The 26,123-nt window shown below is 47.8% G+C and carries 18 protein-coding genes, 3 tRNA genes, 3 rRNA genes and 1 pseudogene; 18 read left to right on the top strand and 7 right to left on the bottom strand.

Annotated features, from left to right (window positions below; translation table 11 throughout):
- Positions 1-159: 159 nt before the first annotated feature.
- The 11 genes from rho (at position 160) to KHN79_RS13660 (ending at position 11,266) form a co-directional block, all read left to right on the top strand.
- Positions 160-1,419: a transcription termination factor Rho gene (gene rho, locus KHN79_RS13710; RefSeq protein ID WP_182011676.1), complete on the top strand. Its 1,260-nt coding sequence runs from the start codon at positions 160-162 to the stop codon at positions 1,417-1,419.
- Positions 1,420-1,529: 110 nt separating this feature from the next.
- A complete protein-coding gene (locus tag KHN79_RS13705; RefSeq protein ID WP_182011677.1) occupies positions 1,530-2,525 on the top strand; it encodes a hypothetical protein in 996 nt (331 codons plus the stop codon).
- Between the two features lie 92 nt (positions 2,526-2,617).
- Positions 2,618-4,471: a 4-hydroxy-3-polyprenylbenzoate decarboxylase gene (ubiD, locus tag KHN79_RS13700; RefSeq protein ID WP_182011678.1), complete on the top strand. Its 1,854-nt coding sequence runs from the start codon at positions 2,618-2,620 to the stop codon at positions 4,469-4,471.
- Positions 4,468-4,737: a 2Fe-2S iron-sulfur cluster-binding protein gene (locus KHN79_RS13695; protein ID WP_182011679.1), complete on the top strand. Its 270-nt coding sequence runs from the start codon at positions 4,468-4,470 to the stop codon at positions 4,735-4,737. The genes ubiD and KHN79_RS13695 overlap by 4 nt, the downstream gene beginning before the upstream one ends.
- Positions 4,738-4,751: 14 nt before the next feature.
- Positions 4,752-5,465 (top strand): NAD(P)H-flavin reductase, encoded by a 714-nt coding sequence (gene fre, locus KHN79_RS13690; RefSeq protein ID WP_182011680.1) that lies wholly within the window; start codon positions 4,752-4,754, stop codon positions 5,463-5,465.
- A gap of 503 nt (positions 5,466-5,968) precedes the next feature.
- Positions 5,969-7,521, top strand: a 16S ribosomal RNA gene (locus KHN79_RS13685).
- A gap of 65 nt (positions 7,522-7,586) precedes the next feature.
- Positions 7,587-7,663: transfer RNA gene (locus KHN79_RS13680), tRNA-Ile, on the top strand.
- A gap of 41 nt (positions 7,664-7,704) precedes the next feature.
- Positions 7,705-7,780, top strand: a tRNA-Ala gene (locus KHN79_RS13675).
- 265 nt (positions 7,781-8,045) lie between these two features.
- A 23S ribosomal RNA gene (locus tag KHN79_RS13670) occupies positions 8,046-10,937 on the top strand.
- 92 nt (positions 10,938-11,029) lie between these two features.
- Positions 11,030-11,145 (top strand): 5S ribosomal RNA (gene rrf / locus KHN79_RS13665).
- Together the 16S, 23S and 5S rRNA genes with 3 tRNA genes alongside form the textbook arrangement of a ribosomal RNA operon.
- Before the next feature lie 44 nt (positions 11,146-11,189).
- Positions 11,190-11,266: transfer RNA gene (locus KHN79_RS13660), tRNA-Asp, on the top strand.
- 585 nt (positions 11,267-11,851) lie between these two features.
- On the opposite strand, the gene KHN79_RS13655 is transcribed toward KHN79_RS13660, so the two are convergent.
- The 4 genes from KHN79_RS13655 to hemC are packed head-to-tail and all read right to left on the bottom strand — an operon-like array spanning position 11,852 to position 15,931.
- Positions 11,852-13,033 (bottom strand): heme biosynthesis HemY N-terminal domain-containing protein, encoded by a 1,182-nt coding sequence (locus KHN79_RS13655; RefSeq protein ID WP_182011568.1) that lies wholly within the window; start codon positions 13,031-13,033, stop codon positions 11,852-11,854.
- Positions 13,033-14,244 (bottom strand): uroporphyrinogen-III C-methyltransferase, encoded by a 1,212-nt coding sequence (locus KHN79_RS13650; RefSeq protein ID WP_182011569.1) that lies wholly within the window; start codon positions 14,242-14,244, stop codon positions 13,033-13,035. The genes KHN79_RS13655 and KHN79_RS13650 overlap by 1 nt, the downstream gene beginning before the upstream one ends.
- Positions 14,245-14,261: 17 nt before the next feature.
- Positions 14,262-14,990, bottom strand: coding sequence for a uroporphyrinogen-III synthase (locus KHN79_RS13645; RefSeq protein WP_182011570.1), 729 nt, complete (start codon positions 14,988-14,990; stop codon positions 14,262-14,264).
- A 2-nt stretch (positions 14,991-14,992) separates the two neighbouring features.
- Positions 14,993-15,931 carry a hydroxymethylbilane synthase gene (hemC, locus tag KHN79_RS13640; RefSeq protein ID WP_182011571.1) on the bottom strand — a complete coding sequence of 313 codons (939 nt, stop codon included), beginning with the start codon at positions 15,929-15,931 and terminating at the stop codon, positions 14,993-14,995.
- Positions 15,932-16,278: 347 nt separating this feature from the next.
- Between hemC and KHN79_RS13635 the strand changes: the two genes are divergently transcribed.
- Positions 16,279-18,804 (top strand): class I adenylate cyclase, encoded by a 2,526-nt coding sequence (locus KHN79_RS13635; RefSeq protein ID WP_182011572.1) that lies wholly within the window; start codon positions 16,279-16,281, stop codon positions 18,802-18,804.
- A gap of 67 nt (positions 18,805-18,871) precedes the next feature.
- Here KHN79_RS13635 and cyaY read toward each other — a convergent pair whose 3' ends face one another.
- The gene (cyaY, locus tag KHN79_RS13630) at positions 18,872-19,186 is read right to left on the bottom strand and encodes an iron donor protein CyaY (RefSeq protein WP_182011573.1); all 315 of its coding nucleotides are present in this window, start codon (positions 19,184-19,186) and stop codon (positions 18,872-18,874) included.
- Between cyaY and KHN79_RS13625 the strand changes: the two are divergent.
- From KHN79_RS13625 to yigB, 6 genes and pseudogenes are all read left to right on the top strand, one after another.
- Positions 19,166-19,377 (top strand): annotated as a pseudogene (locus KHN79_RS13625) (lipoprotein). The gene cyaY and the pseudogene KHN79_RS13625 overlap by 21 nt on opposite strands.
- Before the next feature lie 61 nt (positions 19,378-19,438).
- A complete protein-coding gene (gene lysA, locus KHN79_RS13620) occupies positions 19,439-20,692 on the top strand; it encodes a diaminopimelate decarboxylase (protein WP_182011574.1) in 1,254 nt (417 codons plus the stop codon).
- 10 nt (positions 20,693-20,702) lie between these two features.
- Complete coding sequence (gene dapF, locus KHN79_RS13615; protein WP_182011575.1) at positions 20,703-21,533, top strand: diaminopimelate epimerase; 831 nt, start codon at positions 20,703-20,705, stop codon at positions 21,531-21,533.
- Positions 21,527-22,258 carry a DUF484 family protein gene (locus tag KHN79_RS13610; protein ID WP_182011576.1) on the top strand — a complete coding sequence of 244 codons (732 nt, stop codon included), beginning with the start codon at positions 21,527-21,529 and terminating at the stop codon, positions 22,256-22,258. The genes dapF and KHN79_RS13610 overlap by 7 nt, the downstream gene beginning before the upstream one ends.
- Positions 22,224-23,156: a tyrosine recombinase XerC gene (xerC, locus tag KHN79_RS13605; protein WP_182011577.1), complete on the top strand. Its 933-nt coding sequence runs from the start codon at positions 22,224-22,226 to the stop codon at positions 23,154-23,156. The genes KHN79_RS13610 and xerC overlap by 35 nt, the downstream gene beginning before the upstream one ends.
- A 3-nt stretch (positions 23,157-23,159) precedes the next feature.
- Positions 23,160-23,876, top strand: a complete 717-nt coding sequence (gene yigB / locus KHN79_RS13600; RefSeq protein ID WP_182011578.1) for a 5-amino-6-(5-phospho-D-ribitylamino)uracil phosphatase YigB — start codon at positions 23,160-23,162, stop codon at positions 23,874-23,876.
- Positions 23,877-23,974: 98 nt separating this feature from the next.
- On the opposite strand, the gene KHN79_RS13595 is transcribed toward yigB, so the two are convergent.
- The gene (locus tag KHN79_RS13595; protein WP_182011579.1) at positions 23,975-24,571 is read right to left on the bottom strand and encodes a tRNA-uridine aminocarboxypropyltransferase; all 597 of its coding nucleotides are present in this window, start codon (positions 24,569-24,571) and stop codon (positions 23,975-23,977) included.
- Entirely contained in the window at positions 24,571-26,121 is a 1,551-nt protein-coding gene (locus KHN79_RS13590; RefSeq protein ID WP_182011580.1) for a hypothetical protein, read from the bottom strand. The genes KHN79_RS13595 and KHN79_RS13590 overlap by 1 nt, the downstream gene beginning before the upstream one ends.
- Positions 26,122-26,123 lie beyond the last annotated feature (2 nt).

Raw genomic sequence — 26,123 nt, 5'->3', positions numbered from 1 at the left:
AATGCGCGGTTTTGTTTTTCTAACTCTGGACTAGAATATTAATTAGTGCTAACTTATCGCGCGTTAATTGAACAAATTTCTCTTCTTGGTCGATCCTGTGACCAAATCCATCTTAACTAGAAAACAGATCTTATTTTGACTAAACAAGAATCCACTACCATGAACCTGACCGAACTGAAGAACAGACCTGTGTCTGACCTTGTAAAACTGGGCGAAAGCTTAGGATTAGAGAACCTAGCTCGCTTAAGAAAACAAGACATCATCTTCGCGATTTTAAAAGCGCATGCGAAAGGCGGCGAAGACATCTTTGGCGATGGGGTTCTGGAAATTCTGCAAGACGGCTTTGGTTTCCTACGCAGTGCAGATAGTTCATACCTTGCTGGTCCGGACGATATTTACGTATCGCCAAGTCAGATTCGTCGTTTCAACCTGCGTACGGGTGACTCGATTGCCGGTAAAATTCGTCCGCCAAAAGACGGCGAGCGTTACTTTGCCCTGCTAAAAGTCAACACGGTTAATGCCGACAAACCAGACAACGCTCGTAACAAGATCCTATTTGAGAACTTAACTCCTCTGCATGCGAATGAACGCATGGTAATGGAGCGTGGTAACGGTTCAACAGAAGACATTACTGCACGTGTTCTCGATTTGGCTTCGCCAATCGGTAAAGGGCAGCGTGGTTTGATTGTAGCTCCGCCAAAAGCAGGTAAGACAATGCTTCTGCAAAATATTGCACAGAGCATTGCTTACAATCATCCTGAGTGTGAGCTGATGGTTCTTCTTATCGACGAACGTCCGGAAGAAGTAACAGAGATGCAGCGCCTGGTTAAAGGTGAAGTGGTAGCGTCTACGTTTGACGAGCCAGCATCACGTCACGTTCAGGTTGCTGAAATGGTTATCGAGAAAGCGAAGCGCCTGGTTGAGCACAAGAAAGACGTGGTTATCCTTCTGGATTCAATTACTCGTCTGGCACGCGCCTACAACACGGTAGTACCTTCATCAGGTAAAGTACTAACTGGTGGTGTGGATGCGAATGCTCTGCACCGTCCCAAGCGTTTCTTCGGTGCTGCACGTAATGTAGAAGAAGGCGGTAGCTTGACTATCATCGCAACAGCACTGGTTGATACCGGCTCTAAGATGGACGAAGTTATCTACGAAGAGTTTAAGGGTACAGGTAACATGGAACTGCACCTGAATCGTAAGATTGCAGAGAAACGTGTTTTCCCGGCTATCGACTTTAACCGCTCAGGCACTCGTCGTGAGGAACTGCTGACGAAGGCAGATGAGCTACAGAAGATGTGGATTCTGCGTAAGATCGTTCACCCGATGGGCGAGACTGACGCAATGGAATTCCTCATTGATAAACTGGCCATGACTAAGACTAACGATGAGTTCTTCGACGCAATGCGCCGTCAGTAACCACTGAGTACTGAATTTTTTATAGAAAAGCCACCGCAAAACGGTGGCTTTTTTGTTGCTTTCTATCGATAGAAGCATCAAAATGGAGAAAATGTTATCGGGAGGTTAACATGCAACAAGGAATGTTGTCGTCATTACTCCTAAGTTTGTCACTGATAAGCACGCCCATGATGGTATCTGCAAAGGAAATGCAGGAGTCTGTGGTAGAGCAGTGGCTTCAGGATACTCAAATAAAGACGAAAGTCTCTGAACTGCTGGAATACGTTGTCAGAGATGAAGTTGACTCGCTTAAATTTTCTCTTGATCGGCTGGCTTTACCTCAGCAAGAGGTAGTGCGTTTTCATTTACTCGAGAAACTGGAACGGCAAGATGTCATTCTTACACCAAGAATGGCGATATTTGTCGAGTCACAGGCCCGCATAACCCCTACATATCAAGTACTCGAACGTGGCAATGGCTACGAATTCACTGTTCCTGCATTTAACTTTCCTGCAGTTGCGAGCCGTCTGATAAAACGATGGAAACAAGACCAGAGTAGTCTGGATTTTGTTCTTAAGGCCGAGCGTAAAGAACTAGACCTTAGCCAGTGGCTATCAAGCGGTACCTCACAGCAAGCACAAGCCCGTGAAGCACTATTAATCCGCGAGCTGGACAGTTTGTCTCCAAGTGCATTACAGGCGTTAACCGTGCAGTTTACTAAGGCCGACGTCACCAGTTGGTTACCTTCTACCGCAGTGATCGCTCGTTTAGCTCAGGTAAGTCAGGATACAGAAATGTATGATTTATTGTGGCGGATGCGTGCTGACTACAACAGCCATGCAGAGCTGGAGCGACTTGCAAAATCAGGTAATGAGTTTTCATTACAGCAGTTAATGAACTCTACGGTGAACCCGACATTAAAACCACATGCTATCGGGCTTTTGAGCAAAGCTAACCCGTTAAGTCCTGATGTTAAGCAGTTCTTAATCACCAAGATGGCATTGTCAGAAGAGGCAACCATAGTGGCCAGAGAGCTAGCTCAGCAGGGCCACAAAGACTGGCTTAAAGAGTTGGTCGCGGGCAATCATCAAGTTAAAACTCGTCAAATTGAACAAGTGCTGAACTAAACTAATCCGGATAACCACACAAAATAGGAGGATCTTAGTGTCCTCCTATTTGTTATACTGCGAAAAATTTAATCAGCCAGTCATGAAGCCCTATGAGTTTTAAGGATTTACGCGAATTTATCGACTACCTGGAGCAGAAAGGTCGACTAAAACGCATTACGCACCCTGTCGATCCCGCTTATGAAATGACAGAAATCAGCGATCGCACATTGCGAGCGGGTGGTCCTGCATTGTTATTCGAAAACCCTATCGGTTACGACGTTCCGGTTTTAACCAATTTATTTGGTACCCCGGAGCGTGTCGCTATTGGTATGGGGCGTGAAAATGTAAAAGAACTCCGTGAAGTCGGAAAATTGTTGGCTTATCTTAAAGAGCCAGAGCCGCCAAAGGGGTTTAAAGACGCGATCGAGAAGCTGCCGGTCTTTAAGCAGGTTCTGAATATGCCAGCTAAACGTCTTCGAAAAGCGCCGTGCCAAGAGATTGTTTGGCAGGGGGAAGAGGTTGATTTGGACAGGATTCCGGTTATGAGCTGCTGGGCTGATGATGTCGCTCCTCTTTTGACCTGGGGATTAACAGTTACCAAAGGACCGAACAAAAAACGTCAGAACCTTGGTATTTACCGTCAGCAAAAAATCGCGAAAAACAAAATCATCATGCGCTGGCTGGCGCACCGAGGTGGTGCTCTTGATCTTCGTGATTGGATGGAAACCAATCCGGGTAAACCTTTCCCGGTATCAGTAGCATTCGGTGCTGACCCTGCAACCATTCTTGGCGCGGTAACACCGGTACCGGATACATTGTCTGAGTATGCTTTTGCTGGCCTGTTACGCGGCAGTAAAACTGAAGTCGTCAAATCCATCAGTAACGATCTGGAAGTGCCGGCGAGCGCTGAGATTGTGATGGAAGGTTATATTGACCCGAATGAGTTTGCCGATGAGGGGCCTTACGGAGACCATACCGGCTACTACAACGAAAAAGAAAAACATCACGTCTTTACCATTACTCATATCACTATGCGTAAAGACCCTATCTACCATAGTACCTACACTGGCCGTCCGCCAGATGAACCTGCCGTACTGGGCGTCGCACTCAACGAAGTGTTTGTTCCTATTCTGCAAAAGCAGTTTCCTGAGATTGAGGACTTCTATTTGCCACCAGAGGGTTGTTCGTACCGCATGGCGGTAGTTACGATGAAGAAGCAATATCCGGGGCACGCCAAGCGAGTGATGATGGGGGTATGGTCTTTTCTACGCCAGTTCATGTACACCAAATTTGTGATTGTGTGCGATGAGTCGGTTAATGCACGTGACTGGAATGATGTGGTTAAAGCCATGTCCGAACATATGGATCCGGTGCGTGATACATTAATGATTGATAACACCCCGATCGACTCACTTGATTTTGCCTCTCCGGTAGTTGGATTGGGCTCCAAGATGGGGCTGGATGCGACTATTAAGTGGGATGCGGAACTTGCTACTCGCGTGCAAGTAAATGCAAAAGAGTGTCAAGTAATTACACCAGATGACTTAGATAAGTTAAAAATTCAGCGCCCGGAAATCGTCGATATCTACCTGCCACCTACGACAAACGATCAGTTTACGGTTGTCACTATGAAGAAAGACCAGCCCGGCCAGTCTCAAGAGTTGATGGAGCATTTATGGACGTTCTTTGGTGACTACACCAATAACAAATTCATTATATTGTGTGATGACGACGTTAATGCCCGTGACTGGAATGACATTATCTGGGCGGTGACGACCCGTATGGATCCTGACAGAGATACTATTCAAGTTCGAGGTAACGGAAATAGCGGTTCTAAATTAGGCCTCGATGCAACCAATAAGTTTGAGTCAGAGGTCACTCGTGAATGGGGAACGCCGATTAAAAAAGATCTGAAACTTGTGGCTAAAATCGATGCGATTTGGAATCAGTTAGGTATTCTATGAGCCATCAAGTACTCCTCCTTCCTATTAACGTAACATTTGACGTCAAAGAAGGGGAGACGGTGTTGGAAGCTGCGCTCAACAACAATATTCGCTTCCCTCACCGTTGCCAAGTTGGCGCTTGCGCCATGTGCATGTGTAAAAAGCTATCGGGCGAGGTGAGTTATCACCTCGAACCCATGCTAACCGATAAAGAACAGCAGCAAGGTTGGATATTCCCTTGCCAGGCCCATACAGAAAGTAATTTAGTGCTTACTTTTGATGAGTAAGCTAGAGGAACACCATGACCATCCAATGTAAAGTAAAGTCTATTCAGCCGTTAGCTTGTAATACTTACCAAATCCTACTTCACCCAGAATCACCGGTCGCATTCAAAGCTGGCCAATACCTGATGGTTGTTATGGGAGAGAAAGACAAGCGCCCGTTCTCTATTGCGAGCAGCCCTTGCCGACATGAAGGTGAACTGGAATTGCACATTGGCGCTGCTGAACATAACGCTTACGCTATTGAAGTCGTTGAAGCAATGAAAGAGGCGCTAGAAACGGGTGGTGATATTGAAATTGATGCACCTCACGGCGATGCCTGGGTTCAGGAAGACAGTGAGCGCCCTCTGCTACTTATTGCTGGTGGTACTGGATTCAGTTATGTACGTTCGATATTAGATCACTGCGTTGCGCAGAATAAAACTAATCCTATCTATTTGTACTGGGGAGCTCGTGACGAAAGCCAGCTTTACGCCAAAGATGAACTTACCAATATCTCAGCAAAGTTTTCTAACGTTCACTTTATTCCTGTAGTAGAGAACGCTCCTTCTGACTGGCAAGGCAAAGTTGGTAATGTACTGCAAGCGGTGTGTAACGATTTTGAAAGCCTGGAAAACTACGATATCTATATTGCTGGTCGATTTGAAATGGCGGGTGCAGCAAGAGAAATGTTTACTCAAAATAAAAAAGCCAAAAGCGGACGTATGTTCGCAGATGCGTATTCGTTTATTTAGTTAGGGCTTTTCAGTCAAAAATGAGGGTTTTTTACCCTCTTTTTTACATTTCTGATGAAATAGCCAGCGAACAGCAAGTTTTTTGAATTTTTTTCATAAAATGGGTTGCGCTCTAAGTGTAACTCCCTATAATGCGCATCCACCGACACGGCAGACGCGATAAGGCTTCGGCAAGTCGGAGAGGATAAAAGCTTCTACGAAAATTAGTTGAAAAAGTGTTTGACACTTTCAATGAAATAGCTAGAATGCACCTCCGCTTTGAGAGAAAAGATTTTCGAAAAGCAAGCTCTTTAACAATATAGACCTATCAATCTGTGTGGGCGCTCGTTGATGATAATCCAATTCGAAACTTCGGTTTCAAATTAGGTTTCAATGATACGAAGTGACCATTGAATCTTCGGATTCAGCACAGTCAATTCATTATCGTTCTGTTGGAACGATAATAGCTTTAAAATTACTTTTGTAGTTTTGAAGTCAGTATTCATTGAGCCGAACAAAATCTTAAATTGAAGAGTTTGATCATGGCTCAGATTGAACGCTGGCGGCAGGCCTAACACATGCAAGTCGAGCGGAAACGAGTTATCTGAACCTTCGGGGGACGATAACGGCGTCGAGCGGCGGACGGGTGAGTAATGCCTAGGAAATTGCCCTGATGTGGGGGATAACCATTGGAAACGATGGCTAATACCGCATGATGCCTACGGGCCAAAGAGGGGGACCTTCGGGCCTCTCGCGTCAGGATATGCCTAGGTGGGATTAGCTAGTTGGTGAGGTAAGGGCTCACCAAGGCGACGATCCCTAGCTGGTCTGAGAGGATGATCAGCCACACTGGAACTGAGACACGGTCCAGACTCCTACGGGAGGCAGCAGTGGGGAATATTGCACAATGGGCGCAAGCCTGATGCAGCCATGCCGCGTGTGTGAAGAAGGCCTTCGGGTTGTAAAGCACTTTCAGTCGTGAGGAAGGTAGTGTAGTTAATAGCTGCATTATTTGACGTTAGCGACAGAAGAAGCACCGGCTAACTCCGTGCCAGCAGCCGCGGTAATACGGAGGGTGCGAGCGTTAATCGGAATTACTGGGCGTAAAGCGCATGCAGGTGGTTTGTTAAGTCAGATGTGAAAGCCCGGGGCTCAACCTCGGAATTGCATTTGAAACTGGCAGACTAGAGTACTGTAGAGGGGGGTAGAATTTCAGGTGTAGCGGTGAAATGCGTAGAGATCTGAAGGAATACCGGTGGCGAAGGCGGCCCCCTGGACAGATACTGACACTCAGATGCGAAAGCGTGGGGAGCAAACAGGATTAGATACCCTGGTAGTCCACGCCGTAAACGATGTCTACTTGGAGGTTGTGGCCTTGAGCCGTGGCTTTCGGAGCTAACGCGTTAAGTAGACCGCCTGGGGAGTACGGTCGCAAGATTAAAACTCAAATGAATTGACGGGGGCCCGCACAAGCGGTGGAGCATGTGGTTTAATTCGATGCAACGCGAAGAACCTTACCTACTCTTGACATCCAGAGAACTTTCCAGAGATGGATTGGTGCCTTCGGGAACTCTGAGACAGGTGCTGCATGGCTGTCGTCAGCTCGTGTTGTGAAATGTTGGGTTAAGTCCCGCAACGAGCGCAACCCTTATCCTTGTTTGCCAGCGAGTAATGTCGGGAACTCCAGGGAGACTGCCGGTGATAAACCGGAGGAAGGTGGGGACGACGTCAAGTCATCATGGCCCTTACGAGTAGGGCTACACACGTGCTACAATGGCGCATACAGAGGGCGGCCAACTTGCGAAAGTGAGCGAATCCCAAAAAGTGCGTCGTAGTCCGGATTGGAGTCTGCAACTCGACTCCATGAAGTCGGAATCGCTAGTAATCGTGGATCAGAATGCCACGGTGAATACGTTCCCGGGCCTTGTACACACCGCCCGTCACACCATGGGAGTGGGCTGCAAAAGAAGTAGGTAGTTTAACCTTCGGGGGGACGCTTACCACTTTGTGGTTCATGACTGGGGTGAAGTCGTAACAAGGTAGCGCTAGGGGAACCTGGCGCTGGATCACCTCCTTATACGATGATTACTCACGATGAGTGTCCACACAGATTGATACGGTTTATGTAAAAGAGACGATACTGGGTCTGTAGCTCAGGTGGTTAGAGCGTTCGCCTGATAAGCGAGAGGTCGGTGGTTCGAGTCCACTCAGACCCACCAATTCCTTTTAGGGAGTTGGCATACAGTATCGACACCTTGATGGGGCTATAGCTCAGCTGGGAGAGCGCCTGCCTTGCACGCAGGAGGTCTGCGGTTCGATCCCGCATAGCTCCACCATCTTTAAGCGCATTAGCGATAGTGCTTTTAAAAATGGTTACTTCATTGAAGTGATTAGCTCTTTAACAATTTGGAAAGCTGACAAAATAATCTTTAAGATTATTTGTAAAGTTCTCAAAGTATTCCTGATGGAATACAACTAACAACACATTCAAGTGTTCTTGGAATTTGAGTCCGGCAAAATCGAAAGCTGTCTCGCTCATTCAAATAATGAGACAGCAACTTTGGTTGTTTAACTTCAATTCGAAACTCCTTCGGGTTGTATGGTTAAGTGACTAAGCGTACACGGTGGATGCCTTGGCAGTCAGAGGCGATGAAGGACGTATTAACTTGCGATAAGCCCAGATTAGGCAGTAAAAGCCACTTGAGTCTGGGATTTCCGAATGGGGAAACCCACTAGCATAAGCTAGTATCGCTGCGTGAATACATAGCGCAGCGAGGCGAACCGGGGGAACTGAAACATCTAAGTACCCCGAGGAAAAGAAATCAACCGAGATTCCGAAAGTAGCGGCGAGCGAAATTGGACTAGCCCTTAAGCTTTATATGCGTTAGACGAACGGTCTGGAAAGTCCGGCGATACAGGGTGATAGCCCCGTAGTTGACAACGCACATTCAGTGAAATCGAGTAGGGCGGGACACGTGATATCCTGTCTGAATATGGGGGGACCATCCTCCAAGGCTAAATACTACTGACTGACCGATAGTGAACCAGTACCGTGAGGGAAAGGCGAAAAGAACCCCTGTGAGGGGAGTGAAATAGAACCTGAAACCGTGTACGTACAAGCAGTAGGAGCAGGCTTTGTCCTGTGACTGCGTACCTTTTGTATAATGGGTCAGCGACTTATATTCAGTGGCAAGGTTAACCATCTAGGGGAGCCGTAGGGAAACCGAGTCTTAACTGGGCGTTTTAGTCTCTGGATATAGACCCGAAACCAGGTGATCTAGCCATGGGCAGGTTGAAGGTTGAGTAACATCAACTGGAGGACCGAACCGACTAATGTTGAAAAATTAGCGGATGACTTGTGGCTAGGGGTGAAAGGCCAATCAAACCTGGAGATAGCTGGTTCTCCCCGAAAGCTATTTAGGTAGCGCCTCGGACGAATACTACTGGGGGTAGAGCACTGTTAAGGCTAGGGGGTCATCCCGACTTACCAACCCTTTGCAAACTCCGAATACCAGTAAGTACTATCCGGGAGACACACGGCGGGTGCTAACGTCCGTCGTGGAGAGGGAAACAACCCAGACCGCCAGCTAAGGTCCCAAATTACTACTAAGTGGGAAACGATGTGGGAAGGCTCAGACAGCCAGGATGTTGGCTTAGAAGCAGCCATCATTTAAAGAAAGCGTAATAGCTCACTGGTCGAGTCGGCCTGCGCGGAAGATGTAACGGGGCTAAGTAGTAAACCGAAGCTGCGGCAATATACTTTTGTATATTGGGTAGGGGAGCGTTCTGTAAGCGGTTGAAGGTGTGTGGTAACGCATGCTGGACGTATCAGAAGTGCGAATGCTGACATGAGTAACGATAAAGGGGGTGAAAAACCTCCTCGCCGGAAGACCAAGGGTTCCTGTCCAACGTTAATCGGGGCAGGGTAAGTCGACCCCTAAGGCGAGGCCGAAAGGCGTAGTCGATGGGAAACGGGTTAATATTCCCGTACTTCTTACAATTGCGATGGGGGGACGGAGAAGGCTAGGTGGGCCTGGCGACGGTTGTCCAGGTTCAAGTGCGTAGGCTTAAGAGTTAGGTAAATCCGGCTCTTTTTAAGGCTGAGACACGACGTCGAGCTACTACGGTAGTGAAGTCATTGATGCCATGCTTCCAGGAAAAGCCTCTAAGCTTCAGATTGTAAGGAATCGTACCCCAAACCGACACAGGTGGTCGGGTAGAGAATACCAAGGCGCTTGAGAGAACTCGGGTGAAGGAACTAGGCAAAATGGTACCGTAACTTCGGGAGAAGGTACGCTCTCGACGGTGAAGTCCCTCGCGGATGGAGCTATTGAGAGTCGCAGATACCAGGTGGCTGCAACTGTTTATTAAAAACACAGCACTGTGCAAAATCGTAAGATGACGTATACGGTGTGACGCCTGCCCGGTGCCGGAAGGTTAATTGATGGGGTTAGACTTCGGTCGAAGCTCTTGATCGAAGCCCCGGTAAACGGCGGCCGTAACTATAACGGTCCTAAGGTAGCGAAATTCCTTGTCGGGTAAGTTCCGACCTGCACGAATGGCGTAATGATGGCCACGCTGTCTCCACCCGAGACTCAGTGAAATTGAAATCGCTGTGAAGATGCAGTGTACCCGCGGCTAGACGGAAAGACCCCGTGAACCTTTACTACAGCTTGGCACTGAACATTGACCCTACATGTGTAGGATAGGTGGGAGGCTTTGAAGACGGTACGCCAGTATCGTTGGAGCCGTCCTTGAAATACCACCCTTGTAGTGTTGATGTTCTAACGTTGACCCCTTATCGGGGTTACGGACAGTGCCTGGTGGGTAGTTTGACTGGGGCGGTCTCCTCCCAAAGAGTAACGGAGGAGCACGAAGGTGGGCTAATCACGGTTGGACATCGTGAGGTTAGTGCAATGGCATAAGCCCGCTTGACTGCGAGAATGACAATTCGAGCAGGTGCGAAAGCAGGTCATAGTGATCCGGTGGTTCTGAATGGAAGGGCCATCGCTCAACGGATAAAAGGTACTCCGGGGATAACAGGCTGATACCGCCCAAGAGTTCATATCGACGGCGGTGTTTGGCACCTCGATGTCGGCTCATCACATCCTGGGGCTGAAGTCGGTCCCAAGGGTATGGCTGTTCGCCATTTAAAGTGGTACGCGAGCTGGGTTTAGAACGTCGTGAGACAGTTCGGTCCCTATCTGCCGTGGGCGTTGGAGAATTGAAAGGGGCTGCTCCTAGTACGAGAGGACCGGAGTGGACGAACCTCTGGTGTTCGGGTTGTGTCGCCAGACGCATTGCCCGGTAGCTAAGTTCGGAATTGATAACCGCTGAAAGCATCTAAGCGGGAAGCAAGCCTTGAGATGAGTTCTCCCTGATACTTTAAGTATCCTAAAGGGTTGTCGTAGACTACGACGTTGATAGGCAGGGTGTGTAAGCGTTGTGAGGCGTTGAGCTAACCTGTACTAATTGCCCGTGAGGCTTAACCATACAACACCCAAGGGGTTTTGATGGACTCAATGAAAGAACATTGAATGTGTAAGAACGAGAATTAAAAACAGCTTTCCGAATTAAAGAATTTGCTTGGCGGCCATAGCGTTTTGGACCCACCTGATTCCATTCCGAACTCAGAAGTGAAACAAAACAGCGCCGATGGTAGTGTGGGGTTTCCCCATGTGAGAGTAGGACATCGCCAGGCTTTAAATTATGGACATTCGTTGTAATAACGGGTGATACCACTGCGGAGTGGTAGTTCAGTTGGTTAGAATACCGGCCTGTCACGCCGGGGGTCGCGGGTTCGAGTCCCGTCCACTCCGCCACTTATACTAAGCCCGAGTCGAAAGACTCGGGCTTTTTTACGTTTGAGGTCTTATATCTTATTGGCGATAGATATCTGTATCCGTCCGTCAATCATCGCCACGCCTTTGGCTTTTAATCCTTATTGTTGGCGTCCTTGTACCCATAGCCATTAAATAAGGCTCTGGTACGCTATTAGTTAACGTTGCGTTTATAGATAGGACGAGCTTTTTCCTTTATCGCATAAAAGTATCTTCACGAGCTTCTAGCGAGAATCAATTGTTTTTAAATAAACTGCATAGTCGGCTTTTAAAGTAGCTAATATTCCATATCCTCCCGGGTTAACTACTTCGCTGTCTGGATAGACTTTACACTGATGTCGAAAGTAAAAATGACCACCTGAGCTGCCTGTATCTCTCTAATAGAGATCTATAGTCATCAGTGGTACTCCCTTTTGGGGATAACTGACTGTCGCCAGAAGAACGAGAGTGCGCTTATAAAACGGCTTTGAAAGTGTTAATTGATAGGTTTGGCGAAGAGTAATGACGGATATCGATAATAAAAAAGCCGACAATTATTGTCGGCTTTAGATATCGTAAACTTTTTAATTAGTCGTTTTGAACCAGAGTTAACGCCTTGCGAGAGACTTCGTGTGCTGCTTTAGTCAGATTTTGCTTCTCTAGTGTATCTGCTAAGTAGGCGTAATCAGAAACGTCCGAGCGAAGCTTTAGCGCTGCTTCAAATTGTTCTTGGGATTCATGCCACTTTTCCTGACGGAAGTAGAAATGTCCCAGAGCGCTGTGCGCAGCCGCATTATCCGACTCTTTCTTCACCACGTCTTCAAGGAAAACAACTAATGGATGGATATCCGGAACATTTAACTCAGGCAGAAGATCGTAGAGCTCTGGTGAAGGTGTCTTTTTCAATGCTTCTTTTAGTACAGTAAATGCTTCGTTATCCGCTTTACGACTGATCAGTTCACGAGCAAAACAAGCAATCAAATGTGGATCTTGTTTTACTTTTCGAGGCAGGCTGTTCCAATGAGAAATCAGTCCCTCACTACCTTGTTGTTGAGCAACTTCGTTGAGTAATCCACACTGTGCTGTTTTGATTAGCTCAATTTTCTCATCATCGGAGACCAGTTTAGCTTTGCTCAACTGTGGCATTAAGTCAATCAATGGTTGCCATAGCTTCAAGTTTATATAAGTGGTTTTCAGTAGATTGAGTACTATCGGATTGGTAGCGTATTCGCCTTTTAGCGTCGATAGTGTGTCAAATGCAGATTCAAACTCATTGTTGCGCATAAACTGTTTGGCTCGTGTCAGTTCAACAGCCAGATGAGCATTTTCTTGCTGACTTGCCAGTTGCAGGTACTTATCACGCTTCTCTTTGTCACCTTGTCCCTGAGCTGCTTCTGAAGCGACTAAATAGCATAATAGTGGCATGTCGTGATGATTCGCCCAGCGTGTTACCTTCTTCTCAGCGCCTTTCCAGTCACCCTCTAATAACTTGATGATGCCTTCGTTGGTAAAGCGGCGGGAACGTCGTACTTTGCGAACGCTGAAAAAGTTCCAGGTACTTGATCCTGCATTGAGCAACTTCTTGATCAGGTATTCTAAAAGGAACAGAGCAGCAAGAGCGGCGATAATAAAAATAACCAAAGTGGTTACACTCATCTCAATTGTTTTGTCAGCAATTGAGATCAGCGCATAACCCTGCTGACCGGAGTATTGGGTACCAACAAACAAGCCTGCGCCTAAAATGGCAAATAGGAAAATAAGACGAAACATTACTTATCCTCCGTACCTGTCATAGTGGTCACTTCACGACGTAGTCGCTCACGAATAACATCCGATAGCTGAGATTGGCTTTCCAGCTTATTTGGATACTCAACCTGAATGTTTTGTTTGCTTAACTGGGTTACTGTTTTATTAAACTCTTTTACCGAGTTGTCATCCTGATTAAAGAACGCTAGAGCCCACTTATCGGCTGTTTCAAGTGAAGTGGTATAGATTTCCCCCTGCTCTTGATATACCGCTTTTATTGCTGTTTCCAGTTTGGCTTTAATATTCTCTTTCAGGTAGAAATGTTGCTCTGGTGAAAGCAATGGTATGACGTTGCCATCTCGGGTACGGAAAGTGATAAAGTTCTCTGAGAAATCTTTCAAAGACGTCATCAGGTTATTTTGCCAGTTCGTAATATCTTCAGAGACCTCGTGTGACTCGACAGCTTGTGCTTCCGGAAGCAGGGCGTTAGCCAGAGGGAGTTTGTCGACTTGCTGTTGCAGCGCAGTCAGGCGTAACACTAAACCGTCACGGTCAATCAAAGGCACGGTGCGCAGTTTAGTAATGTCGTTGGCCATTGATTTGCGCAGATTTACCAGGCTAGGGTCATTAAGCGAAGCGACACGCTGATCTGCGCTTTCCATTAATTGAGTAGCGCTTTCTACATCGTGCTCTAAGAACAGTTTACGTCCCGCCAGTTTGACTAAGTAATCGGCTTCTGCCAACAACCAATCATTTGGACGACGGCCCTTTATGTCAGCGACTGCGAGTTGTAGGCTTTCGATGCTTTTATGCTGCTGGCCAAGGACAACTTCCGCTTTATGAGTTGCAGTAGTCGCTTTTTCGATAGTTTCTTCTTTTACTTGGGTCAGTTCTTGCTGCATTGAAGACTGAGCTTGCTCCAGCTGGTTTTTAAGCTGGGCGATTTGTGCGCGGTAATCCGCTTGTTGCTCATTAAGTTTATAAAACAAACCACCGCCAGAAAGTAGAGCCAGGATAATAGCTGCAGTAGCGAGTTTGACCCCGCTGTTTCCTGGCTTCTGTTGGGGTTCGGCTTTTTTTGGTGCTGCTGGCTTAGCTGCACTGGCAGGTTGTGATGGTTCCTTGGTAGGTTCAGCATCCTGCTTAGGGGCGTCTTTTTCAGCTAGCGGTACCGAAGGGGTTTCTTCGGCAAGGTTTTTCTCGTTATTTTTTTGGTCGTTATTTTTACTTGTCATGCCTTTATCCTGTGTAGCTAGGGCTGGAGAGCAGCCAGTAATTCTTGGTTGGATGCGCTTCCTGTGCACCTTACCTGAGTGAACCCCTCTTGAATTGCAATGTCGGCGATACGCTGACTGGGGATATACAACTCTTGTTGATTGAGCCAAGCCAATTGTTCTGACGATAATTGGCTACACAAATACTCCAGTTGTTCACCGCTGGTTACGATGATCTGATTGATTTGTCTGGCCTTCCATAGTGAGACACAGCTTACTGGATCGAACGGGATAAATTCTCTCTTGTAAGTCTCACTATAGTGAACTTTTGCTCCACGTTTTATCAATGTATCTTTAATCAGCTCTCTTCCTCCGTTTCCACGAAGGATTAGAACGTTTTTGTGGTGTACATTGTTTAACACGGGAAGTCGTAACAAGTGTTCACTATCACTGACTTGAGGATAGTGTACTTTCAGTTGGGTACATTTGCTTAAATAGTGTGCTGTTTTTTGACCAACGGCAAGGTATATGGCGTGTTTAGGCCACGATATACCGTTGTTTGATAATATTTGCTGCGCACACTGCACTGCATGTCGGCTGACAGCAATGATGATTTGAGCGTGGACGAGATGATCGGAGAAATGTGTATCCGATAGATCGGCGACGATGTCGATCAGAGGGTGATGGTAAGAGGAAATGCCGTGCCTTTCGAGCAGAGAGCAAAGCTCAGCGCCTTGCTCTCCCGGCCGAGTGACCAACACTGCCATAGCTAGTCGTGTTCTGCGTACAGCTTAGTCAGAATGTCGCGGGCGCCGTTATCAAGCAATTCGTTTGCTAACTGGACACCAAGTGCTTCACCATCTTTACGGTGACCACGGATTTCTCCACGGATAATCTCGCTGCCGTCTGGTTCACCGACCAAAGCTCGCAGCCAAACTTCATCTCCGTTCAGTAATGCGTAACTGCCGATAGGGACCTGGCAGCCTCCTTCCAAAGTCAGGTTCATCGCACGTTCACACAGCACTCGATCTTGGGTGTCTTTATGATTCAGCGGTTCAAGTAACTTACGCAGTCTTTCATCATCTAATCGACATTCGATGCCGACAGCACCCTGACCAACAGCTGGGAGTGACTGTTCTGGTTCAATAAAGCTACGGATACGCTCTTCCAGCTCCAGGCGTTTCAGGCCAGCCGCCGCAAGAATGATCGCGTCGTATTCGCCAGCATCCAGTTTACCAAGGCGTGTACCAACGTTGCCTCGTAGCTCTTTGATAATAAGATCCGGACGGTATTCCTTCAGCTGACACTGGCGGCGGAGGCTGCATGTACCGACTACGGCACCTTGAGGTAACTCATCTATATTGCTATAAATATTAGATACAAAGGCATCGCGTGGGTCTTCTCGCTCACAGATGGTGACCAGGCCGAGTCCCTCAGGAAAATCGACAGGTACGTCTTTCATAGAATGCACAGCCAGATCCGCGCGTCCTTCTAACATCGCAACTTCCAGCTCTTTAACGAATAATCCTTTACCGCCAACTTTGGCCAGTGGTGTATCCAGAATCACGTCACCTTTGGTCACCATGGTTACTAACTCGACTTCTAAACCAGGGTGTGCGGCTTGAAGGGCATCTTTGACAAAGTAAGCTTGCCACAGGGCAAGTGGGCTTTTTCGAGTTGCAATGCGAATAGGTGTGGATTGGGTCATGATCTTCTCAATGCTGTTTGGATTTGCGGATATCCTATCATTCTCACCAAGAAATTCTTACTGTTAGTTGGTTAACTGGCGGAGCGATGAATGGAATTACATGATGTTATGAAAATAGTGTGACTGGATTCTCAATTAGACTAAGGACTATTATTAGTTCGAGCCGATTACAGCGACACTAGCTCGCGGTCAATTTTGTGACTAGAGTATGGTTTTTTTTTATGCAACGATATAGAGACCTGAAACTTTACCATGCTGAATAAAAGTGTTAAATTGATCACGTTTTTAAGCTTTTTGGGCTTAAAATATCATCAGGTTTCTGTGAATGTTCAACCAAGGAATTACCCTTGCAGGCTTACACCCAAAAAATAATTCAGCGATTAGACAATTTGAATCAGCAGCGCGTTGAGCGTGCGCTGGCACTTATGGACTCGCAAAGCCAGCAAGTTTTTCACTTGATTCCTGTCTTGTTGAACTACAACCATCCTATCATTCCCGGTTATTACGATGCCGATGTACCATTCGGCGTGTATGGCCTCAAGCCCAATGATGTCCAGCAGCAATTTATTGACGATACTCAGCTTGCCCTTAGTGAGTGTCTTGATGAGTCTGCGCAACCTGCGATTCTTGGCCTGTATACCATGGGCAGCACATCGTCTATCGGCCAGAGCACATCAAGTGACCTGGACATCTGGGTATGTATATCACCTGATATGGACAGTGATGAACGTGAGTTACTGACCAACAAATGCTTGTTGATTACTGACTGGGCGCAGAGCAAGGGCGTTGAAGCGAACTTCTTCCTTATGGATGAAGAGCGTTTCAGAAGTAACCATTCCGAAGAGATGACAGGCGATAACTGCGGTTCTTCTCAGCATTTACTGTTACTTGATGAATTCTATCGCAGCGCAGTTCGTATCGCAGGGCAACGATTATTGTGGCAGATTGTGCCACCAGAGATGGAAGAGTCTTACGACGAGTACGTTTTGCAACTTTGCCGCGATGGCTACATCGATTGTAAAGAGTGGATTAACTTTGGCAAACTAAACCGAATTCCGGCAGAAGAGTATTTCGGCTCGAATTTGTGGCAGTTGTACAAAAGTATCGATTCACCTTACAAATCGGTACTGAAAGCCATTCTGCTTGAAGCTTACTCGTGGGAATACCCTCACACTCAACTGTTAAGTATTGATACTAAACGTCGCTTCTTCGCTGATGAGCCGGATCTCTACGGCATGGACGCGTACTACTTAATGCTGGAAAAGGTTACTCGTTACCTTGAACGTATACAGGATGACACGCGCCTTGATTTGGTCCGCCGTTGTTTCTATCTCAAAACCCATGAAAAACTTTCCCGTCAGCCTGACATAGGTTCGGTAGCCTGGCGCCGTGAAGCTCTGAGCGACATGGTGACAAAGTGGAACTGGGATGAGAGCGTCGTAATTGAGCTCGACAACCGCCGTAACTGGAAGGTTGAGCAGGTAAAAGTGGTGCACCATGCGCTGTTAGATGCGCTGATGCAAAGCTATCGTCACCTTATTCAGTTTGCGCGTCGTAATGACATCACTTCGGCGATCAGCCCGCAGGACATCAGTATTCTGGCACGTAAGCTGTATGCTGCCTTTGAAGTACTGCCGGGTAAAGTAACACTGCTTAATCCACAGATTTCACCGGATTTACATGAGCCGGATCTGAGCTTTATCGAAGTGAAAAATGGCGGGGTGAATAAATCTGGCTGGTATTTGTACAAACAGCCGCTTGTTGCGCACCGGATTCTAGGCCAGCCATACCTAGAGCATCATGAATATCTTAGCAAACTGGTTTCATGGGCCTTTTTTAACGGCCTGATCACTGAATCGACCCGTCTGCATGCAGTCGTGCGCGAAGCGCAATTAGATATTGATAAGTTCTACCAGATGGTGAGTGATTTACGAAATACCTTTGCCCTGCGTAAACGCCGCCCAACGATGCAGGCATTGGCAAGTCCTTGTGAAATCAGTCAACTTGCCATGTTCATCAACTTTGAAAGCGATCCAACCTCAGAACTGTCGGGTCGTTCGTTGAAAGTTGATGTAAAGAATACCGATATATTCAGCTTCGGACCTGAGCATAAGAACCTGGTTGGCAGTGTCGATCTGGTTTACCGTAATTCCTGGCATGAAGTGCGTACGCTGCACTTTAAAGGTGAAACGGCTATGCTGGATGCTCTTAAAACCATTCTGGGTAAGATGCATCAGGATGCGGTTCCGCCAGAGTCTGTCGATGTGTTCTGTTACGCGAAAAATATGCGCGGTGTGATGCGCAATAAAGTGTATCAGTTATTAGCGGAATGTATCGATTTGCGCCTGAAACCGGTCGAGCAGGAAAGACGTCGCCGCTTCAAGGCAATGCGCCTTGGGGATCAGACATACGGTTTATTCTTCGAACGCCGCGGTGTTTCTGTACAGAAACTAGAAAACTCGGTCGATTTTTACCGCAGTATCTCAACCAACAAGCTTAAAGGTTCACCTCTGTTAATGCTCGGTCGTGAACAGGAATATCAGATGCCTGATGCGGTGGACGGGTTCGCCAGTGAAGGTCTGGTGCAGTTCTTCTTCGAAGACAGTGAGAAAGGCTTTAACATCTATGTTTTGGATGAATCGAATCAGGTGGAAGTTTATCACCAGTTCAGCGGTTCTAAAGATGAGATGATTGCTTCGGTAAACAGTTTCTATACGTCAGTAAAAGATGATACCCGTGTCGCTTCCAAGTTCATCAATTTTAATCTGCCGCAGTACTATCAGATAGTTCATCCTGAAGAGGGGCACGCGTATATTATTCCTTACCGTAATGACTGTTCTCCGAACCGTCCGAATAGTGCAGTGAATGCCTGATAGCTGACAAACTGACAAATAAAAAGAGCACCTTGGTGCTCTTTTTTAGTATTGGTATCTAACAGGCTTATTCCCAGTCGATCGCTTCGCCTGAGTGTTTTTCACACTCTTGCTTCACCATCTCAAACAGTTCCATGCCGGTTTTTGAGCAGGTCCATTTGTCTTCGATAAGCTTGAAGTGAAAACCACCTGATTTCGATGCTAACCAAATCTCATGCATCGGCTCCTGGCGGTTAATAATAATCTGGCTGCGATCTTCAAACTCTAGAGTCATTACGTTACCAGACACTTCATAATCAATGTCTGCGCCTGAATCATCGATGGATTCTTCGATGATTTGTATCTGTTCATCCACCAGTTGATGAAATTCAGTGTCGTTCATCCGTCTGTCCTATTGCTTTTCCTGAATGTGGTGCGATTATAGGGGGCATTGATTTAATAATCACGATATGCCAAATGAAAAAAATAGTTACTGTGTTGTTTGTGATGGTTGCCGCGACCTTGGCAGGGTGTGGTCAGACAGGTTCTCTCTACATCCCGGACGACACTCAGCAAAATGAACAATCACAATAAATAGCCACCCCTTAGGGTGAAATTAGGGTTCTGCAGTCGAATAAAATAAGGGAAGCGAATTTTGGATTACTTCAACTATCAGGATGATGGCCAACTTTGGGCCGAAGATGTCTCACTTCAAGCTCTGGCCGAGCAATATGGCACTCCTCTTTATGTCTACTCTCGAGCTACGCTGGAACGCCACTGGAAGGCGTTTGATAGTGCTGTGGGTCAGCATCCACATCTGGTTTGTTATGCGGTAAAAGCAAATTCAAACTTAGGTGTACTCAATACATTAGCTCGATTAGGGTCAGGCTTTGACATTGTCTCTGGTGGTGAACTGGAACGTGTTATTGCTGCTGGTGGTGATGCGAAGAAGGTTGTGTTTTCAGGTGTTGGTAAAACGCCTGCAGAAATGAAACGTGCACTGGAACTTGGTATCAAGTGTTTTAACGTTGAGTCTGAGCCAGAACTGGAACGTCTTGACAAAGTTGCGGGAGAGCTTGGCGTAATTGCACCAATTTCGTTGCGTATTAACCCTGATGTCGATGCGAAAACGCACCCTTATATTTCGACTGGTCTGCGTGACAACAAGTTTGGTATCGCTTTCGACCGTGCACCAGAGGTGTACAAGTTCGCACAAAGTCTGCCGAACTTAAACGTACAGGGTATCGACTGTCATATCGGTTCACAGTTAACGGATATTGAGCCGTTTATTGATGCGACTGATCGTCTGCTGACTCTGATTGATGACCTGAAGGCGCAAGGTATCAATATTCGTCACCTTGATGTTGGTGGTGGTCTGGGGGTTGTCTACCGTGATGAACTGCCTCCTCAGCCATCTGATTACGCTAAAGCGCTGTTAGGCCGTCTGGAAAATCATCAAGAACTGGAACTGATTTTTGAACCGGGCCGTGCGATTGCTGCGAATGCAGGTATCTTACTGACACGTGTTGAGTTCTTAAAACACACCGAACACAAAAACTTTGCCATCATTGATGCCGCGATGAATGACTTGATGCGTCCTGCACTTTACCAGGCGTGGCAAGATATTGTGCCGGTTTCACCACGTGAAGGCGAATCGCAAACTTACGATTTAGTGGGCCCAATTTGTGAAACGGGTGATTTCCTGGGTAAAGATCGCGCATTAGTTTTACAAGAAGGTGATCTACTCGCGGTTCGTTCTGCTGGCGCCTATGGTTTTGTTATGTCTTCGAATTACAATACCCGTACCCGAGCGGCGGAAGTAATGGTAGACGGCAAGCAAAGCCATTTAGTACGCCAGCGTGAAGAGCTGACCAGTTTGTGGCAGCTGGAACAGATTCTACCGGAGTAACACACAACACATGCATTTCCATTTTTCCAAAATGCACGGTTTGGGTAACGACTTTATGGTCGTTGACTGTATCACCCAGAACGTGTTTTTCTCGCAAGAGTTGATCCGCCGACTGGCGAATCGTCATACCGGAGTCGGGTTTGACCAGCTTCTGGTAGTTGAAGCACCATACGATCCTGAGACAGACTTCCATTACCGCATTTTTAATGCGGATGGTAGTGAGGTGGAGCAGTGCGGAAATGGCGCACGCTGTTTTGCACGTTTTGTCCGCCTGAAAGGTCTGACTAACAAGTACAGTATCAGCGTCAGTACTAAGAAAGGAAAGATGGTCCTCAACGTTGAAGAAGATGATGAAGTCACGGTCAATATGGGCGTACCAGAATTCGAACCGAACAAGATTCCCTTCAAAGCGAAACAAAAAGAGAAAACCTATATCATGCGTGCCGGTGACAAGACTCTGTTTTGTGGCGCTGTCAGCATGGGTAACCCGCATGTTGTCACTGTGGTGGATGATGTCGATACTGCTGATGTCGAGACACTCGGGCCGCTTTTAGAATCGCACGAACGTTTCCCTGAACGGGTGAATGCCGGCTTTATGCAGGTAGTCGACCGGAACAATATCCGTCTGCGCGTGTATGAACGCGGTGCTGGTGAAACCCAGGCGTGTGGCAGTGGTGCGTGTGGCGCAGTTGCAGTCGGAATTCTGCAGGGGCTGCTGGATGAGAATGTCAAAGTATCTCTGCCAGGCGGCGAGCTGAATATTTCCTGGCAGGGTCCGGGTAAGCCGTTGTTTATGACTGGCCCGACCACTCACGTATTTGATGGGCAGCTGTCGTGCTAATAGAAGAGAAAGAAAACGTGTTGTCTCAGGTTGAAGCCGATACGCTGACGGCCGAGGTTGTTGCAGAGTATCTTAAAGATCATCCGGATTTCTTTGTTCAGCGTCCGGAGCTGGTTGACCGTCTCTCGTTTCCGCACGCGGACTTGGGGGCGGTTTCGCTGGTGCATGTTCAGATGAACCGCCAGCGTCAGCGTATCGAAGAACTTGAAGAAGAGATTACGACACTGATGTCGCTGGCTGCCAGCAATGACAGAACCTTCTATGAGTTCATGGACCTGCAGGGGCAGATCCTTAAGTGCGTTGACTTTAAGCAAGTGATTTATGCCATTGAGCAGAAAGCCCATGATTTGGGTTTACGTGCTTACGTTCGTCTTTTTAGTCAGTGTGATGCGTCGGTTCAGCTGAGTACGGGAAACTATCAGCGTTTTGCTACCACACACCTTAACGGTAAAGAGGCGTATCTCGGCCGATTACGTAAAGTCGATCGCGAAGCCCTGTTTGGTGACATCGAGGTCCCTGAAATGGGCTCTTATGTCGTGTTGCCGCTGGTGAAGAAGCAGACGCTCGGCGTGCTAGTCTTCTCAAGCGAGGATGGCGGCCATTTCCAGCCTGATATGGATACCTTGTTTTTGCGTCATTTATCCTTAGTGGTCGCGCATCTTGCTCAAACACTGGTATGGCAACGTTACGATGATGACAACTCCAAACACTCCTCTGCCAAATAGCCTGCAAAAGCCTCTTGAGCGTTTTTATGAGTTTCTGCGAAGCGAGAAGGGGCTGAGCCTGCACACTCAGCGCAACTACAAGCAACAACTGGAAACCATGGCGCAGCACTTAACTGAAATGGGCCTGAAAGACTGGTCCCAGGTTGATGCTGGCTGGGTTCGTCAGTTAGCGGGTAAGGGGATGCGCGAAGGGATGAAAGCGAGTAGCCTGGCTACCCGGTTATCGTCACTGCGCAGTTTCTTTGATTTTCTTATCCTGCGTGGTGAGATGTCAGCAAATCCGGCCAAAGGTGTTTCCGCTCCACGTAAAAAGCGACCGTTGCCCAAAAACCTCGACGTTGATGAAGTAAACCAGTTACTGGAAGTGAATGAAGACGATCCGCTGGCGGTACGTGATCGTGCGATGATGGAGTTGATGTACGGTGCGGGTTTACGCCTGGCTGAGCTGGTCAGTGTCGATGTCCGGGACGTGCATCTGCGCAGTGGCGAATTGCGTGTCATCGGTAAAGGTGACAAAGAGCGTAAGGTGCCATTTTCCGGCATGGCGACTAAGTGGGTAGGTAAATGGCTCAAAATCCGTGGCAGTCTTGCTGAAGCGGGTGAACCCGCATTGTTTGTTTCCAAGCTAGGGACGCGTATTTCTCACCGCAGTGTGCAAAAGCGCATGGCGGAGTGGGGACAAAAGCAGTCGGTGGCCAGCCACATCAGTCCGCACAAGCTGCGTCACTCCTTTGCCACTCATATGCTGGAATCCAGTAATAACTTAAGGGCGGTGCAGGAGCTGCTGGGGCACGAAAATATTTCGACCACTCAGATCTATACTCATTTGGACTTCCAGCATTTAGCGCAGGCTTATGATCAGGCACACCCGCGGGCACGTAAAAAGAGCGGAGACTAAAGAATGAAGTTTTACCGCCGTATCGCACCAGTCAAGGCCATGACGTTTGACCTTGATGACACCCTCTATAACAACTATCCGGTCATTGTCCGCATGGAACGTGAACTCTTGTCCTGGTTGCAGCACATGCATCCGGCGGTCGCTCATATGGAAAGGCCGGATTGGCTTGAGGTGAAAAAGCGCGTTTTACGCCAGTCTCCTGAGTTAAAAAGTGATGTCACTCTTTGCCGCCTGGTACAGCTCAAACAGGGGTTTCTCGAAGCGGGCTATGATACGAAACAAGCACAATCAGCAGCGGAAGAGGGCTTACAGATAGCTCTGGATTGGCGGAGCCGGTTTGAAGTGCCACAACCAAGCCTTGATGTGCTGACTAAACTTGGCGAGAAGATCCCGCTGGTGGCGATCACCAATGGCAATGTTGACTTAGATAAAGTCGGTTTGACGCCATACTTTCACACTGTGCTGAAGGCGGGGCCTGATGGTTTAGCCAAGCCAGCCGGAGATATGTTCACTAAAGCACAGCAGATTCTGGGTTTGCCGGCAGAAAATATTCTGCATGTCGGTGACCACATTGTTACTGATGTTCATGGCGCTAAGCTGGCCGGGTTTGCAGCATGTTGGTTTAACGATGTGCACAACAATGTCGCGCAGTCACCAAGAGTACGTACTCTTCCAGATTTGGAAATCCATCACTTACCACCTTTGCTGACTCTTGTTTAATCGAATCTGCTTAAACAATATCCGTTGTTGTTTCACGTGAAACGCGTGTAAAAAAACGCAGTTCCTTTGGGTTGCGCTTTTTTCAGGCCTGTTTCCCATCACCGTTTGAGTGGATGTCCGCTCTTCTCGGCTTGAAAGGCCGCAATATAATGGTCGAAGAAGCTTTGCATCTGCCGCTGGTTATCTTCCTCACCTAACTGCCCAAGCAACTGTGCAGCAACTTCAAACGTACACAGGTTGCCTTGTTGCTGATTGCGGCGTAACTGGTAATCCGATTCACCTTGCGTGACCAGCCCCATGAGCGGAACGTTTTTCAGCCAGTGGCTCTTGTTAATCATCTTGCGCGCTTCCTGCCAGGTGGCATCCAGAATAATAAACAGTGGCTGTCTGTTTTGTTGCTTGCTCAGCTGCTTCACGTTTTCTAATGTCAGACTTTCTTCTCCAGGAAACAGCAATACAGGATAAAGCTCCGAGTCTTCAAGCCGTTCCATTAACTCTTGAGGAGGCTGTTTTCGGTCCCAAATGATTTGTTCGACATTGAGCCTGCATTGCTGTAGTAATTTACCCGTGTTGGTATCCCGCGAGACTTCATTTGGGTGCATCAGCAGTATCATTGCATGCTCACTGGTGAGCTTTGGCAACAGTGAGCAGATACAGTTAAAGTGAAAACTACAATCCGGACACGGCTGCGACATTACAGGCGCACTCCTTCGCGGACAGGGCTGATACCATCAGAGAACAGACGCACACCACTTACTTGTCCGGGTGTTGCCGTTGGTGCCATGCTCGGGTTAATCGGATAGCTGACACTGGTGTACTGCATGACATGCTGAGCTGGGGTTGCTCCGCCACCACTGACGCTGAAAACCAGGTCACGCCAACCGTGTGAGGTTTGCTGACCCAGCATAACCGGGCTCTTTACTAAGGTAATGCGGCTATTGAAGCGCCATGCTTGCTGGTGGTTTTCAAACACCAGCAGAGTACAACCGCCAGAGCCACACCAGTCGAGCTGTACTAGCAGCTCTTCATTGCCGTCACTATTCAGGTCGTAAGTCAGCCAGCGGTACTGGTTGTTGCTTGGATTGGTTTTATTTATAAAGAAGTAATTGCGCACAGCGGCATCAACTTTGGAATCGAAGTCTGCACTGGACGGAATGTCGGCGCTGCCGATAGGCTTGCTGGCACGTTCCGGAGCCATTTGCTGAGCGTCAGTCTGGCGCACGGTAGCCGGGTATAACACCAGACCACCGTCTGCAATCGGGTAAACCAGGTTACCGACTTTCTCTTTAGTGGCTTTAAGCTGGTTGCCTTCGCGGCTGAAAAGTCGCTCTGACTGTAAACGCTGTTGCTGGTGGTGAGTCATAACAACCTGAACTTGAGACGGACTAAGTTGTTGCCAGTAACCGCGCTCTGTCAGCGGTGCCTGACCATCCGTGTAACTGTACTGGGTGGTCGCGCTGTGGTCAGGGTTTAAGGTCATCTGCACTTCAAACCCCTGTGAGCGGGTTGAGGTTGCTACATAAGTCTTTGCCCACTCGAGTGTTGAGTCGACATTCGCTGTCACACCGCATCCCTCATACGTTGTCCCATTATGCGTAAGCGTCGCTTTCCAGCCATAGATGGCGTCACTCATGGTGTCAGAGCAGAGGTTCTCTGTCATACGCAGTTCGCCATCCGCAAGCTGATATGTGCGCTGACGAGGTTGCAAATGGTTACCTTCAATGACCAACGTTTCAGTGGGTTTGCCCGGTTGTTGCAACTGTAGAGCATCGGATTCAAAGCTCGCGGACCAGAATGGCTCGTTGCCAAACACCCGGGTCGGTTTGCTTGTTTGATTGCAACGGTCAGGGTTCTCGCTGGTAAGGTGGTTTATCTGTTCGACGACAAAGTTGGCATCGAAGTCAGCAGAGAACCCCGTGCTACCGGGTGGATTCAGATAGCCAATGATTTCACCATACATGTGTTGATAAGGCTGATGACTCAGTGACATTGCGCGCTGAATTTGCGACGGAGACAGTTGCAGCCAGTATTGTTTATCACTGCCACAAGGCATGATGTACTGACTTTCATTGCCGATAACCACTGTGCCACGTAACATAAAGGTTTGAGGTTGAATAGTTTCAGGCTTATCCAGTGAGGCCGGTGGCGAGACCGGAGCTTCTGCGCCGGATTGTGGCGGTTGCGAGCTACATGCCTGCAGAACCAGCAGAGTGGCGAGGGTCACTGGGTTTTTTAAAGCCTTCATGT

The sequence above is a fragment of the Vibrio sp. B1FLJ16 genome, assembly GCF_905175385.1.
Classification (GTDB): Bacteria; Pseudomonadota; Gammaproteobacteria; order Enterobacterales; family Vibrionaceae; genus Vibrio.
The sequence above is the reverse complement of the archived record's forward strand: the minus strand, read 5'-3'. Positions and strand labels throughout refer to the sequence as shown.

Excerpts from the sequence above, each read along its gene's own strand:
- rho (WP_182011676.1), top strand. The coding sequence starts at position 160 with ATGAACCTGACCGAACTGAAGAACAGACCTGTGTCTGACCTTGTAAAA.
- KHN79_RS13705 (WP_182011677.1), top strand. The coding sequence starts at position 1,530 with ATGCAACAAGGAATGTTGTCGTCATTACTCCTAAGTTTGTCACTGATA.
- ubiD (WP_182011678.1), top strand. The coding sequence starts at position 2,618 with ATGAGTTTTAAGGATTTACGCGAATTTATCGACTACCTGGAGCAGAAA.
- KHN79_RS13695 (WP_182011679.1), top strand. The coding sequence starts at position 4,468 with ATGAGCCATCAAGTACTCCTCCTTCCTATTAACGTAACATTTGACGTC.
- fre (WP_182011680.1), top strand. The coding sequence starts at position 4,752 with ATGACCATCCAATGTAAAGTAAAGTCTATTCAGCCGTTAGCTTGTAAT.
- KHN79_RS13655 (WP_182011568.1), bottom strand. The coding sequence starts at position 13,033 with ATGTTTCGTCTTATTTTCCTATTTGCCATTTTAGGCGCAGGCTTGTTT.
- KHN79_RS13650 (WP_182011569.1), bottom strand. The coding sequence starts at position 14,244 with ATGACAAGTAAAAATAACGACCAAAAAAATAACGAGAAAAACCTTGCC.
- KHN79_RS13645 (WP_182011570.1), bottom strand. The coding sequence starts at position 14,990 with ATGGCAGTGTTGGTCACTCGGCCGGGAGAGCAAGGCGCTGAGCTTTGC.
- hemC (WP_182011571.1), bottom strand. The coding sequence starts at position 15,931 with ATGACCCAATCCACACCTATTCGCATTGCAACTCGAAAAAGCCCACTT.
- cyaY (WP_182011573.1), bottom strand. The coding sequence starts at position 19,186 with ATGAACGACACTGAATTTCATCAACTGGTGGATGAACAGATACAAATC.
- dapF (WP_182011575.1), top strand. The coding sequence starts at position 20,703 with ATGCATTTCCATTTTTCCAAAATGCACGGTTTGGGTAACGACTTTATG.
- xerC (WP_182011577.1), top strand. The coding sequence starts at position 22,224 with ATGATGACAACTCCAAACACTCCTCTGCCAAATAGCCTGCAAAAGCCT.
- yigB (WP_182011578.1), top strand. The coding sequence starts at position 23,160 with ATGAAGTTTTACCGCCGTATCGCACCAGTCAAGGCCATGACGTTTGAC.
- KHN79_RS13595 (WP_182011579.1), bottom strand. The coding sequence starts at position 24,571 with ATGTCGCAGCCGTGTCCGGATTGTAGTTTTCACTTTAACTGTATCTGC.
- KHN79_RS13590 (WP_182011580.1), bottom strand. The coding sequence starts at position 26,121 with ATGAAGGCTTTAAAAAACCCAGTGACCCTCGCCACTCTGCTGGTTCTG.